This is a genomic window from bacterium, assembly GCA_013360195.1.
In the GTDB taxonomy this organism is placed as follows: Bacteria; Electryoneota; RPQS01; order RPQS01; family RPQS01; genus JABWCQ01.
Genome location: JABWCQ010000021.1, coordinates 31,316 through 44,400, shown reverse-complemented (window position 1 = coordinate 44,400; position 13,085 = coordinate 31,316). Strand labels below are relative to the sequence as shown.

Here is a 13,085-nt window from a genome sequence, read left to right as displayed (position 1 = left end):
TGCCACGACGATACAGAACATACCGCGCCAAGGCTTGCGGTGGGCGCACCGCTGTTGTATTCGATTTCGTCAAACGGGAAGTTATAGAAGCTTTTGTCCACAAACTTCGACTTCAGCGTGTTTTGCGTATAACGAAGTCCGGCAGTCATGACCACATTGGGATGAACGGGCGCCCGCCAACCGCCGTAGGCAGCAAGTGTGGAGGTGTTGCTGCCGCCGTCGGGATAGCGCGTGGACAGCGGCGAAGTTTCACCTGTGACAATGTTTGTTCTGTGAGCTGTGGAAGTGACGTCATTGAAGACGGCTTCCACTCCGTAGAAGAGTTTGCCCGCACCTGCTGTGCGGCTCATGTCCGCATTCAGCGAGATAATTGAGACGTCCTCGGTGCGGTCGTTACGGCTGTCATTTTCACGTGTGCGGTCATGCCTGCTCTCCTGATAATCCTGATGCGCAACGGTGAATTCAGCTTCATCATAGAGACTTCCGCCGGAGGAGGAATTCAAAGTCAAGCGATTCATCAGCAATTCCTGGGGACCGTAATACCACTCCGCGTAACGAAGCGCGCCGTTCCGATACTGTTCGAGACGGTCATAGCGCGGAATATTGGAGCTGGTGGTGTAGATGAGCGCATACGTGGCGTTGAGCTGCGGAGTGTGCCAGTAACGAATCTTCCCGAGCATATTTGCTTGTGTGTATCCGGTGAAGCGCTGAATGCTTGAGTTGTCATTCCGAACAATGACATCTTCACCGTTTTGCCGCTCAACATACTCGCGACGGCGACCATAGTCGGGATAGGCATCGGACAAGACGCCACCAGCGCGAAGGTCATCGAAGTCGCTGTATGTGAAATTGCCGAGAAATGCCCACTTCTTCAACCCGACACTCATCGTCGCGCCAACGGATTGCTCTTTGTTGGCAGTGGCATAGCGGGTGAAAGCCTTCGCATCCACGCGGGCGGTCTTCAAGAGAGAAGGAAGGGGATTCAAGGTGTTGAAGACCATGACGCCGCCCATGGCATCACTGCCGTATTGCACCGAATTAGGGCCGAACAAGATGTCCGCGGTTCCGAGGGAGTTCGCGTCCACCTGAATGGAGTTCTGCAGATTACCGGCGCGATAAATGGCATTGTTCATGCGAACTCCGTCGAGAACGAGCAGAACCTGATTTGCGGTAAATCCGCGAATCATCGGCGAGCCTCCGCCATACTGACTGCGCTGTACGAACACGCCGCCGCTTTCGAGCACCTCTGCGGTCGTGCGGGGCTGCTGAAATTCAATCTGCTTTTCACTCACTTCCGATGTTGCCTGCGCGATTTGCGCGCGGTCGTTTCCAAAGCGGTGACCTTCGACAATGACCTCTTCAGGATGGAAGAAGATCAATTGCTGCTGACTGGAGAATCGACCGATGTCAAATGCGCCCGACTCGTCGGTTTGCTCAACGATCAGCTGCGCTTCATCATGTACCCACACACCGGCGATAGGAATCTTGCTTCCGGATTCGACGACAGTAACGGGTTTGGTCTGCGCAAAGGTCAGATGAGCAAGGCAGACGAGTGTGAGAAGGAGACGAAGCATTCAGTGAACTCCCCAGTTCATTTGAGGTACAGGGCTTTTTGTGTGGTGTGACCCGCAGGCGATCGTAGATTAAACAAATAGACGCCGCTTGCTTGTGATTCGGGCGACCAATTCAGTTCGTGCGTTCCGGCGCGGGCAAACTCATCGCAGAGCGTCGTCACAATCCGGCCCTGTATATCGAACACTTTCAGACTCATCTCACCTGCGGTCATGGTTACGGCGCTGTTAAACGGGTTGGGGAAGCTCGATAGGGACAGATCACCCGGGACGGTCGGCAAGTTGTCTTCAGGCGAGTCAAGCACGGCATACCAAGGGATGGCCATGAAGCGGTAGATGTATCCCCACCCGCTCCAGTATTCCCACAGAACATATGTGTCACCGCTGTCATCCAAATACAGGTCTTTAAAGCGGTGAATCGAACTGTTGAAGGGTGCAGGTTCTCGGATCAATGCTCCATCGGCGTCTATTTGGCCAAACAAAGCCGGTTCGCCGGATGTGACCAAGGCGTACCCAAAACTGCTGTGTGAAATGACACGTTCGGCGACCGCGTTGACTTCGGAAATGAGGTTGCAGTTTCCGTCAAAGGTGAGCTGCTTAAGCTGGAGAATCGGTGAATACCCTGTCAGCAGGCGCAGCCCATGATATGCGTTGTACAACATGCCGTAACTCCGAATTACGCAATCATGCCACACTGGGAGTATCCAGTGCTCGTTTCTGGTTGCCAGGCAGGCTTCGATTGAGTTCTCATCGGGCAAGTAGAAATTCGCAAACAAGATGGTGTCCGCTCCAAGCGAGAGTATAGAGCCATGACAAGGGTATTCACGAAAAACGGGAGCGGAATCCGGATAAGTGTATTCCCGAAGCTCTCTTAAATAACGCAGGCTCCACTGGCCCGTGGAGTCTTGAGCCGCGTAACTTATCGACCTCCCAACGAAGAACCCGCCGTCATGGCGCGGCGCAATGTGGAAATTCGTCGATTCTCTGTAGAGACTGTCTCGCCAAAAGGGATGCGTACGTCCTGAATCCAAAACGGACGTTGAAATAATGCCGTCATGCGACCTGACGAGGATCAGCCTGTTGTACCCATAGTCGAAATCCGTATGGCCCAACACCTGATAAGTTAGCAGTGCCCAACCGTCTGACAACGGAATTGGACCGTGGTACGACGAGTACCAGCCTTCGGGCGACGGGACGACATATACGGGAGTGTTCAGCAGCGAGTCGCCGGATTGAGAAAACGCCCAAAATGCGAGACCATTCACCGAACTCAATGAAACAAACTCCACGGTATCCGGACTTGCCGAGGCTATACGGACTTCAGAATACGTGGTAGCAGGAACGAGCAGATCATACGGTCCTCTGACCTCTTGCGCGATCGAAGTGTGTGTGACCAGCAGCAGTGCGAAGATGAAGCGATGCATAGTCCCCTCCAAGGGTGATGGTGAAACTGAACAATAGCATTCTCAAGGAATGCTATTGCTTGGTTCCTGACCGGAGACTATTTCATGTACAGAAGCTTGTGTGTCACCTGAACGTCAGAAGACGTGAGCCGCGCAAAATACACGCCCGAAGTTATTAAACAATGTCGCCGCAAGGCGGCCTTGTATGTCGAACACATCCAATCGGACATCCGCGCTTACAGGTAAGTCATATTTGATGGTTACGGTGCTGTTAAACGGGTTCGGGTAGGAGGATAAGGAAAGGTCGGTTGGGATGACGGGTGAAGATTGATCTTCAGTGTCGAGGAAGGTTGTCCACTCCGTCCATGCGATCTTGAGCGAGTGCGGACCTTCATTCCAATCGGTGTACTCGCTCCAGACGGCAACGACTTTACCATCATCCGTGATGGTTACATCTGCGTCCACGATAAACGGCGGCCCATCCGTTTCGTAGAGCACGCCGACGGGTTGGACTTCTTGGCCCGCAGTGTCGATGCGAGCAAGCAGCAGCGCGCCGGGAGTAACTTGCAAAGCCGCGAAGCCGAAAGAGGGATGGAAGGCCCAACTCGGCGACCAATCCGTGGGAAGAGATGCAAACGTACTACACTCAACTTCGTGTTCATTGCCGGGAATAAGTTGTTTCAGGCTGTTGTCTATAAATGTCGCGATGATTCGACCGTGCGGCGTAACATACATCGCGCGTAGCAACTCTGAGTCTCCACAGCGAACAAACGAGTAGTGTGAATTTTCCCAAAGATCTGAAATCAGGCCGAGGAAGAAATTGTCACCGCCAGCAAATCCAAACTCAGAAAAGTATAGCAAACTGTCACCGGGCAGTGGAATTCCGATTGCTCGATTGTACGGATCGTTGTAAGTGGAACCAAGTAGATTGAACTCATTGAACAATGAATTCAGTGAGTCATCGAATTCATGATAGACCCAGCCATAACCCACGTCAAATGGGCCGATATCTGCAACTACATAGGCTATTCCAATTCTGTTGTTGTTCCAAGACAAAGAATGGCTTTCAGTCCAACTTCCGGAATGGAAGACCGGAGCATCAATGTAGCTACTGGTTTCAACATTCAGCAAAGAAAACTCAACAGAATTGCCATAAAGAATCTCTGTTGAAAAGTGAAAAGTTCCGTAACCCCAGTGTGCTCTGGAATTTTGGTGCAACAAACAGACCCATTGTTGAGACGACACTGCGGTCATATCTGCAAGATATCTGAAGCGGAGCGTCTCGTTTAACACAAGAGAAACGGGTTCAGAATTCTGTTGAGAATCCATGTTGTGCGAAATGTGGACGGAAACGCTTTCGTCAGTGACTAAAACTATATCCGCCGTATCTCCACGCACACAAAGTTCAACGTCTTGGATAGTTGAGTCTGCATTGTGGACCACATACGGCCCCCAGACTGGCTGAGCGATAGCGCTCGTTGCGATAAGAAACAAAATAAAATACCACATAAGACTCACCTTTTTCTGATTCCGGCGGGGCAAGGATGCCCACGCTCGGCGCAGACGTATTTGCGGGACCCACCGCAGGAAAAGCGAACTTGGACCGAGCTAAAACAGCCGTCGCATAGACACAACGGCGTCAGACAGCGGATTTTCACCGCATTTACAGCCGGGGACATTGGGACAGGTCTGCAAACAGGCTTCGACGGTGTACGTGATGCCCGGCTTGAGGTTCATCGTAGTTACCCACGGCCCGCCGGTCGGGCAAGCCGTTACCAAATTGGCAATGACATTGCGGTCACCGTACACGGTTCCGCATGTCCGGCAAGTCGGAGTCAGTGTATCACCGTTGAAATACATGACCGTGAGATAGTAGGTTGTATCCTTCTTGACGGTGAAGTTCTTGAACGCGCAGCCCTCTCCGGTTGGCGGACACTTTGTGGAGTCCGAGCAGGTGCTGTCACGGGCCCAGGCGATAATCGGCACAGGCCAATTCGGGTCGTTAACTTCGCCGGGCAGCAAACCACTTCCGTCTCGAACCTCAGGCTCAGGCGGGGCAACCTGCCACAGCATGCCGTACAGGAAATAGCCGATGATGGCTAATGCGGCGCACAGCAAAATGAACTTCGAACCTTTCACCAAACCTCCCCTTGCGAAAAATGAGAGTCGCGGCGGCCTTTAGGCCGCCGCGACGGTTTGTTGATTTATGCGGAAACGTGGGTTTCGGCGAGAATCGCGTCAATCCACTTGAAGAGCTGCTTCATTTCGTCCACCGTGGTATCAGCCATGTGCGCGATGCGGAACGTCTGCTCCTTGATATCTCCATAACCGTTGGAGATAACGCAATGATGCTTCTTCGAGAGTTGACCGTTCAGAGTTTTGAAATCAAACCCATCGGGCTTCTTGATGCACGAGAGCGTGACCGACTCGTAACCCTTCTCGGGGAAGAGTTCAAAACCGGCTTCCTTCACCCACTGATGCGTGAGCTTCTGCATGTCGAGATGACGTTTCCAGCGATTGTCGAGACCTTCTACGTTCACTATATGGTTGCACTGCGCGTGCAAACCGAAGAGAATCGGAATCGCGGGCGTGTGCGGTGTCTGATGCTTGTCATTATACTTTTTCGCATCCACGAAATTGACATAGTAGCCCGGAGCCTTGGCGGTCGCGGCTTTTGCCATGGCTTTATTCGAAATCATCGTGACGCACATGCCGGTCGGCAATCCCCAACACTTCTGCGTGCCTGCGAGACACACATCGAGGCCGAGTTTATCGGTTTCGATTTTGTCTCCCGCCATGGCCGAGACGGCGTCCACACAGAACATCACATCGGGATACTTCTTCAGGACTTCGGAATACTTCTCCAGCGGTGCGCGCACGCCGGTCGAAGTTTCATTGAAAACCGCGCAGAAAACGTCATACTGTCCGGTAGCCAGAGCCTTGTCCAGATCTTCGGGCATAACAGCTTTGCCCATCGGGACTTCGAGTTTGTCGGCGGGGATGCCGTTGAAACCGGCAATCTGATACCAGCGTTTGGAAAACGCGCCGTTGACCGTAAGTAGAGCTTTCTTCTGGCAGAGATTGCGCAGGGAGCCTTCCATGACTCCGGTGGCCGAGCAGGTGAAGAGCAAAACTTCCTGTTCGGTATAGAGTATTTTCTTGAGTAAAGGAATGGTGGCCGAGTGAACGTCCATGTAAGCCTGAGTGCGGTGCCCGACTTGCGGACTGGCGACGGCTTTCAGGAGTTCGGGTCGGACTTCGACGGGGCCGGGAATAAAGAGGCGGTCGTGCATGGGTATAAATCTCCGTTTGTAAACGTAGTTTATTGAAAATATTAAGTTAACGAGAGAAATGGTCTTTCTCACTACAACAATGAAAATGTAATGAAATCCACTCTGAGAGGCAATGATACAGAATGAAGCATTGTGCAGAATGGTAAGCCATTCGGCGGAAAAGCATGCTTGTGTGACAAGCTTACGGAATGATGATTCTAAAGCCGAATCAATTGACTCTTCTTGCGCTATTTCGTATTATTACGAAAATACGCTATATTTATATTTTTACTGATGCTAAAGAGTGAGCTGAAGCCGCTTACCTGGACTGCGGGGCTATTTGCGGCAGCCTATTTTCTTCCTCTGGAGAATCCGCGTTTTGACGGTGCAGTAGGGGAAGCATTCGCCTTGACAAAGTGGTATGCTCGCGAGCATGTCATCTTGTGCCTGATACCTGCACTCTTCATCGCAGGTGCCATTGGGACTTTTGTCAGTTCGGGAGCCGTATTGAAACATTTGGGTGCGGGTGCGAACAAAATCGTAGCTTACGGAGTTGCATCTGTATCCGGAAGCGTGTTGGCTGTCTGTTCATGTACGGTATTGCCCTTGTTCGGGGGAATATACAAGATGGGTGCAGGGCTTGGCCCGGCAACTGCATTTCTGTATGCAGGTCCGGCAATCAACGTGCTGGCAATTGTTCTGACCGCAAGAGTGCTCGGAATGGAAATGGGCATCGCACGTACAATTGGCGCTGTTTCGTTTTCGGTATTCATCGGTTTATTGATGGCGAAACTGTTTCATCAAGAAGAGACGGAGCGTAACAAGGCCGTTTCGCGGGACACGCCGGCAGCGCAATCGACCGGACTGACCGTATTATGGTTTGCGACCCTGATATCGATATTGATTGCCGCGACACTCGGAGAAACGACAAGTCTTTACCCATGGAAGTGGTGGCTAACGGGGGTGCTTACGGTGCTTATGGGTTTGCAGATGACGCGAATGATGGGCATAAAGCTGTGGCAGACAGCCTCGGGAACAGTCCTTGTTTTTGCGAGTGCCCATCTGCTGCCGCAGTATCCGCAGGCGACGTTCCTGCTGGCAGTTGCAGTATTGTCGGTTATCCTCGGGTTCTCGGACGGCGCTGGCCGGGAGTGGTTGGATGCGACTTGGGGATTTGCGAAGCAGATTATGCCGTTGCTTCTGCTTGGCATTCTTGCCGCCGGATTCCTGTTGGGCAGACCTGAGCATGAAGGACTTATTCCTTCAGTCTGGATAAGCAATCTCGTCGGCGGCAACTCGCTTTTCGCAAACTTCTTTGCATCGGTCGCGGGTGCGTTTATGTATTTTGCAACGTTGACAGAAGTGCCGATATTGCAAGGATTGATTGGCAGTGGCATGGGGAAGGGGCCGGGACTGGCGCTGCTGCTGGCAGGTCCCGCACTGTCTCTGCCCAGCATGCTCGTAATTCAGACGATCTTGGGTACACGCAAGACAGTAGCATTTGTTTTATTAGTTATCATTATGGCCACTCTAAGCGGGTGGATTTATGGAATGACAGTATAGGAGACCAGGCATTGAAAGTACAAGTGATGGGCACAGGCTGCCCGAAATGCAACAAGTTGGCCGAATTGACGGAACAGGTTGCGAAGAAACAAGAGCTTGATTACACATTTGAAAAGATAACGGACTTGAATGCAATTCTGGCCGCAGGTGTGATGATGACCCCTGCGCTGGTGGTGGACGGACAGGTGCTTGTTTCAGGCAGAATACCGGCAGAATCAGAATTGCAGAATCTTCTAATGCAAGCAGCGGGAGGGAAGCAAAGTGCTTAGACTTCTCGCAGTTACGATGCTATTCGCGATAGCGGTGCCGTTATTTGCCGAAGACCCGGCGGTCGCTGATTCAACGTCACCGCAAGTCACCAACGTGGCCTATTATTTTTGCAGCACCTATCGTTGCTCAAACTGCATGACGCTCGAAAAGTATTCACACGAAGCCATCCAGCACGGATTTGCGGACAAACTTGCGACCGGCGAACTTGCTTGGATGGTGAAAAATCTCGACGAAGAAGAGAACGCGCACTTCGTGGACGACTTCAAACTATTCACCAAGGCGCTTGTGCTCGTGCGGTATGAAAACGGCAGGCAGACGAAGTGGAAGAATTGCGACAAAATCTGGGAATTGCTGAACGACGAAGCGGCATTCAAAAAGTATGTCCAGACTGAGGTCACGGCATTCGTCGGCAGCTAAATGAACGACTTCATCCTTGGTTTGGGAACGGCGTTATGGCTGGGCATCCTGACGTCCATCAGTCCGTGTCCGCTTGCGACCAATATTGCGGCTGTTTCATTTGTGGCCAGGCGTGCGGATTCACCGCGCAGCGCGCTTTGGGTGGGAGTGCTCTATACCGTGGGGAGAATGCTGGCCTATGTGATTGTCGGCGCACTGGTGGTGTGGAGCGTGCTGTCGTTGTCAAAGCTCTCCTTTGGCCTCCAACGCTACATGCATCAGTGGTTGGGGCCATTCCTGATAGTGATAGGAGTGATTCTGGCCGGTTGGATAAAGCTGCCGATTGCGAGCGGAAGCGGCTGGATTGAACGGCTGGCGAAACGCGCGGAACTTTGGGGCGGTGTGGGCGCTTTGTTGCTGGGAGCAATCTTCGCGATCTCATTTTGTCCGGTTTCGGCGGCGCTGTTTTTCGGCAGCCTTGTTCCACTGGCCGTCCAGCACGAGTCAATAACCATTTTCCCCTCTGTCTACGGTGTTGGAACAGCTCTGCCCGTGTTGATCTTTGCGGGAGTGATTGTGTTTAGCGCGCAGGCCACCGGCAGACTGTTTAACCGACTGTCTTCCTTTGAGAAGTGGGCACGTCTGGGCACGGCGATTGTGTTCATTTGTGTGGGCATATACATGTCACTGAAATATACTCTTGGCTGGCTGACCTGACCTAAAAAAATCACCTTCGCATTGCCCGGACTGCAAAGTTCGGGCATTTTTTTGCTTGCAACTCATTGCCTTTATGCTGAAAATATGTATCTTACAGTGTACCGTCTCAAAAAGACATCCATATGCTTTCAAGCTTTGACTGGACAATTATCGTTGCTTACAACGTCCTGAGCCTCATTGTCGGTTTGGTGATGACGAAGCGCGCTCACTCCTCGACCGAAGAATACTTCTTGGCCGGTCGGGCGCTGCCGTGGTGGATTGCGGGCACGACGATGGTGGCGACCTCTTTCTCGTGCGACACGCCGCTCTACGTGACCAAACTGGTGCGCACGGCGGGGGTTTATGAGAACTGGCAATGGTGGTGCTTTGGCATCGGCTCGCTGTTCGCAACGTTCTTTCTGGCTCAGCTATGGCGGCGCGCGAAGGTGTTGACAGATGTTGAGCTTACCATTCTTCGCTACGGCGACACGCCGGTGACGCGCGGCCTCAGAACATTTCGTGCACTGTGGCTGGCCCTGCCCATCAACGTGATTGCCATGGGCTGGGTGATTTTGGCCATGTTCAAAATCATGAACGAAGCTGTCGGCTGGGACAAACCGACCGCGATCATTTTGTTCACGGGATTGGCTTATTTCTACACCCTGCTTTCCGGGCAATGGGGAGTTGCTCTGACGGATATGGTGCAGTATGTCATCATGCAGGGCGGCGCGATCATTTTTGCGATGTACGCGGTTAACGAAGTCGGCGGCCTGCAAGCGTTGAAGGACGGAGTGATGAAGGTGGCCGAAAACCCGCAGATTTTGCATTTGACACCGTCTCCGGGCGCGGGTTCGATGTTTTCGGCCGAATTTTGGACACCGGCGTTTTTAGGCTTTGCGACCTACAGCTTTGTCACGTGGTGGGCAAATGTGAATAGCGACGGCGGCGGCAAGGTCATTCAAAAGCAGAACGCGTGCAAAAATGAACAGCACGCGCTGCTAGCGACGTTGTGGTACAGTTTGACCAATCTGGCCTTCCGCACGTGGCCGTGGGTATTGGTCGCGCTGGCTTCGATGATAATCTATCCTGTGATTGAAGATCCTGAGCAAGCCTATCCGCGCCTGATGATGGAACTGCTGCCGTCTGGTTTGAAGGGTCTGTTGGTGGCGTCGTTGATTGCGGCTTTTATGAGCACGATTTCGACGCAGTTGAATTGGGGCGCGAGCTATCTCGTGACCGATTTCTATAAGCCGCTCTTTGCTCCCAAGCGCGACGACCGCCACTACATCCGCATGAGCATGGTCGCGACGACAGTCGTGCTGGTTGCGGCGGCGCTGGCGGCCTACTATACGCAAAGCGTGACCGACGCGTTCAAATTTGTCATCGCGTTCGGTGCAGGAACAGGCCCAGTGTATATTTTGAGATGGTTCTGGTGGCGCGTGAATGCATGGAGCGAAATTTCCGCCATGATAGCGTCCAGCGTAATAACCGTCTATCTGTTTAGTGCGTCCGGATTGCATTTCGGTGCAAGATTGCTCGTGATTACATTCGGCTCGGCGGTTGTGTGGATGGCCGTCACGCTGCTCACCAAACCCGCGCCGTTGGATAAACTCGCCGAGTTCTTCCGCCGCACGAAACCATACGGTGCGTGGGGTCCCGTCAAAGACTATGCGCGCGCCAACGGCTTGATCATCCCCAAACCCGAGTCCAGCGCGCGTGCGTTGCGCGGTTTCGCATGGGGCATGGCGCTTGTGTTTGGCATGACTTTGGGGCTTGGCTATCTCTTGCTGCTCAACAAAACGCTCGCGCTCGTTTGGCTTGCGGTGATGGTCGTGGGCGGCATCGGTCTTTGGAAAGACGGGTTTTTGAGGACGAAATAGGAATATCCCGACTTAGAAGAGAGTTAATCTCAAAACACTGCTGGGAATGCTCTGTTGATCCGTGTTATGCTTATCGCAACCTGACAGGATTATTAGAGATTCTCCTCCAGCCAGACAAGTGCAAACACCTTTCGGTGAGTAGCAAGCCTTGTTTACAATCCACTTGCGATGCAATCATCCGGAGGGAGACATTTCAGAGAACGGACTATGAAGTCATTACGGTCGATGCTTGCTACGATTCTCGTTGTCTTGTGTCTAGTTGGTCAAGACTCGTATTCTCAGAGCCTTTCCGAAAGTGATATTCTATCAGTTCAAAAGCAACTGAAGTCGTTAGGCTACGATCCCGGTCCGCTGGATGGAATTCTTGGTCAGAAAACTCGTCAAGCGGTTATCAAATTTCAGACGGATCATGGACTGAATCCCTCGGGACGAATAGACGAGGACACGCAACGCGCGCTAAATCGGACATGGACAATGTTGCCGAAATTTCGAACTGTTTGGTCCGAAATGCCGGACTGGTTCGCAATCTCCTTGCTAGCAGCCTTGCTATATCTCGCACTCGTAATTTTTAGGGCGTTGGCAATAGCAATTCAACCATTAGGGCTTTCTGAAGATCAGGAACGAATGTTGTATTTAGGAGCAGGCGCTATGCTTGTCGGTGTTGTGTTGACAGGTGGAGTCTGGTTCATCGAGATGATTATCCTAAGTCTGATCTTAATGGCACTTGTAATAGGCCTTTCGGCCGCATTGGTGGGTGGCTTTGCTGCGGGATCCTTGTTACACGAAGGCGGTGCGCATGCGATACTTCCAGTACTATTCTTACTCGCAAGCATTGCTCAAAATTTCTTGCCTGCCCCTCAGAATTCACTAGTCTACGTGGGAGGGTTGATGGTCATGGGAATCCAAGGCTATAATGAGAGAGGAGAGTTCTTGTCCGATGTCTTTGGTAATGAAAGCCCGATAGGCAAAATTCTCGTCTGGCCACCACTAATACTGCTTTTTACATTTGCAGATCTCGTGATGCTTCAACAGTGGATAGCTGGACCCCTAGTGGGAATCGGTATATCCGTATTCACGGCAATTTGCATGTGGGCGGGATACAACGACTAATCTCGAATACACGTTGCTGTTCTATCACGTTCTTATCTGCTGTGACTGGGCAAGCGTAACGTAGCTACAACACGGAATCATCCGGCGGAAGCTTCCGCGTACACTCCCTAGCAATTGGACGCCCATGACCGACCTCCTCACCCCCACACGCAAACAAGTTGCCGATTGGGCCAGGCTCTCGCAGAAGAAGTTCCGGCGCGAGTCGGGTCTGTTTTTGATTGAAGGCGAAGTCTGCGTGCGCGAAGCGTTGAAAGCGAAAGCGGTGGATTGCCTGTTGGTGTTGAGCACCGAATCGGATCGCTGGGAGCTTCTGACACGCGAACATCCCAAGCTTCTGAGCTACAAAATCAACTCGGACGTGTTTCAGCGCATCTCGCAGGTCGAAGCCACGCAAGGCATCGTGGCGATTGGCAAACAATTCAAACTTCCCGCGCGCAAAAGCGGCATCACGTTATTGTGTGAACAGGTCAGCGACCCCGGCAACTGCGGCGCGCTGATTCGCGTGGCGGACTTTTTTGGCGTGTCGGAATTGATTCTCGGTTCGGGCTCCGCCGACGTTTGGAATGAAAAAGTCGTGCGCGGCTCCATGGGCTCCATTTTTCATCAGCCCGTCCGCGAAGTGGAAGATGTATCCGTCGTGATCAAGAAATGGAAGGGCGATTCCATTGCGTTGGTTGCGCACGGCGGAGAAGAGGTATCTGCTAAATTGCAGTTGAAATCTCCCAAACTGCTCGTCCTCGGCCATGAAACCCGCGGCCTGACTTCTGAGTTAGAAGAAAGCTGCACCCGCAAACTCACGCTAACCCCACAAGGCCAAGCCGAGAGCCTGAATCTCGTCACTGCGGCGGCGGTGTTTTGTTATGCGTTAAGCCCCGTTCCGTCCCCCCGCTGAAGCGGAGGGAATTCATACTTTTCTATTTTCCA

General features: G+C 52.4%; 12 protein-coding genes. 7 read left to right on the top strand and 5 right to left on the bottom strand.

What is annotated here, in order from left to right:
- From HUU59_12510 to HUU59_12490, 5 genes are all read right to left on the bottom strand, one after another.
- Nucleotides 1–1,574, bottom strand: a 1,574-nt coding sequence (locus tag HUU59_12510; protein ID NUO20259.1) for a TonB-dependent receptor plug domain-containing protein, incomplete at its 3' end; no start/stop codon positions are given.
- Nucleotides 1,575–1,591: 17 nt separating this feature from the next.
- Nucleotides 1,592–2,995 carry a T9SS type A sorting domain-containing protein gene (locus tag HUU59_12505; GenBank protein ID NUO20258.1) on the bottom strand — a complete coding sequence of 468 codons (1,404 nt, stop codon included), beginning with the start codon at nucleotides 2,993–2,995 and terminating at the stop codon, nucleotides 1,592–1,594.
- 114 nt (nucleotides 2,996–3,109) lie between these two features.
- Nucleotides 3,110–4,105: a T9SS type A sorting domain-containing protein gene (locus tag HUU59_12500; protein ID NUO20257.1), complete on the bottom strand. Its 996-nt coding sequence runs from the start codon at nucleotides 4,103–4,105 to the stop codon at nucleotides 3,110–3,112.
- A 477-nt stretch (nucleotides 4,106–4,582) separates the two neighbouring features.
- A complete protein-coding gene (locus HUU59_12495) occupies nucleotides 4,583–5,113 on the bottom strand; it encodes a hypothetical protein (protein NUO20256.1) in 531 nt (176 codons plus the stop codon).
- 65 nt (nucleotides 5,114–5,178) lie between these two features.
- Nucleotides 5,179–6,267, bottom strand: a complete 1,089-nt coding sequence (locus HUU59_12490; protein NUO20255.1) for an alanine--glyoxylate aminotransferase family protein — start codon at nucleotides 6,265–6,267, stop codon at nucleotides 5,179–5,181.
- 273 nt (nucleotides 6,268–6,540) lie between these two features.
- Between HUU59_12490 and HUU59_12485 the strand changes: the two genes are divergently transcribed.
- The 7 genes from HUU59_12485 to HUU59_12455 all read left to right on the top strand — a co-directional run bounded on the left by HUU59_12485 (nucleotide 6,541) and on the right by HUU59_12455 (nucleotide 13,053).
- Nucleotides 6,541–7,809 carry a permease gene (locus tag HUU59_12485; protein NUO20254.1) on the top strand — a complete coding sequence of 423 codons (1,269 nt, stop codon included), beginning with the start codon at nucleotides 6,541–6,543 and terminating at the stop codon, nucleotides 7,807–7,809.
- Nucleotides 7,810–7,820: 11 nt separating this feature from the next.
- Nucleotides 7,821–8,078: a TM0996/MTH895 family glutaredoxin-like protein gene (locus tag HUU59_12480; GenBank protein ID NUO20253.1), complete on the top strand. Its 258-nt coding sequence runs from the start codon at nucleotides 7,821–7,823 to the stop codon at nucleotides 8,076–8,078.
- Nucleotides 8,071–8,496 carry a hypothetical protein gene (locus tag HUU59_12475; protein NUO20252.1) on the top strand — a complete coding sequence of 142 codons (426 nt, stop codon included), beginning with the start codon at nucleotides 8,071–8,073 and terminating at the stop codon, nucleotides 8,494–8,496. Before HUU59_12480 ends, HUU59_12475 begins: the two co-directional genes overlap by 8 nt.
- Nucleotides 8,497–9,192, top strand: coding sequence for a sulfite exporter TauE/SafE family protein (locus tag HUU59_12470; protein NUO20251.1), 696 nt, complete (start codon nucleotides 8,497–8,499; stop codon nucleotides 9,190–9,192).
- A gap of 122 nt (nucleotides 9,193–9,314) precedes the next feature.
- On the top strand, nucleotides 9,315–11,051 hold the full coding sequence (locus HUU59_12465) for a Na+:solute symporter (GenBank protein ID NUO20250.1): 1,737 nt from the start codon (nucleotides 9,315–9,317) through the stop codon (nucleotides 11,049–11,051).
- A gap of 225 nt (nucleotides 11,052–11,276) precedes the next feature.
- Nucleotides 11,277–12,161, top strand: coding sequence for a peptidoglycan-binding protein (locus tag HUU59_12460; protein ID NUO20249.1), 885 nt, complete (start codon nucleotides 11,277–11,279; stop codon nucleotides 12,159–12,161).
- Between the two features lie 124 nt (nucleotides 12,162–12,285).
- Nucleotides 12,286–13,053, top strand: a complete 768-nt coding sequence (locus HUU59_12455) for an RNA methyltransferase (protein NUO20248.1) — start codon at nucleotides 12,286–12,288, stop codon at nucleotides 13,051–13,053.
- The last annotated feature ends 32 nt before the right edge of the window (nucleotides 13,054–13,085 follow it).

Excerpts from the sequence above, each read along its gene's own strand:
- HUU59_12490 (NUO20255.1), bottom strand. The coding sequence starts at position 6,267 with ATGCACGACCGCCTCTTTATTCCCGGCCCCGTCGAAGTCCGACCCGAA.
- HUU59_12460 (NUO20249.1), top strand. The coding sequence starts at position 11,277 with ATGCTTGCTACGATTCTCGTTGTCTTGTGTCTAGTTGGTCAAGACTCG.
- HUU59_12470 (NUO20251.1), top strand. The coding sequence starts at position 8,497 with ATGAACGACTTCATCCTTGGTTTGGGAACGGCGTTATGGCTGGGCATC.
- HUU59_12485 (NUO20254.1), top strand. The coding sequence starts at position 6,541 with ATGCTAAAGAGTGAGCTGAAGCCGCTTACCTGGACTGCGGGGCTATTT.
- HUU59_12505 (NUO20258.1), bottom strand. The coding sequence starts at position 2,995 with ATGCATCGCTTCATCTTCGCACTGCTGCTGGTCACACACACTTCGATC.
- HUU59_12465 (NUO20250.1), top strand. The coding sequence starts at position 9,315 with ATGCTTTCAAGCTTTGACTGGACAATTATCGTTGCTTACAACGTCCTG.
- HUU59_12455 (NUO20248.1), top strand. The coding sequence starts at position 12,286 with ATGACCGACCTCCTCACCCCCACACGCAAACAAGTTGCCGATTGGGCC.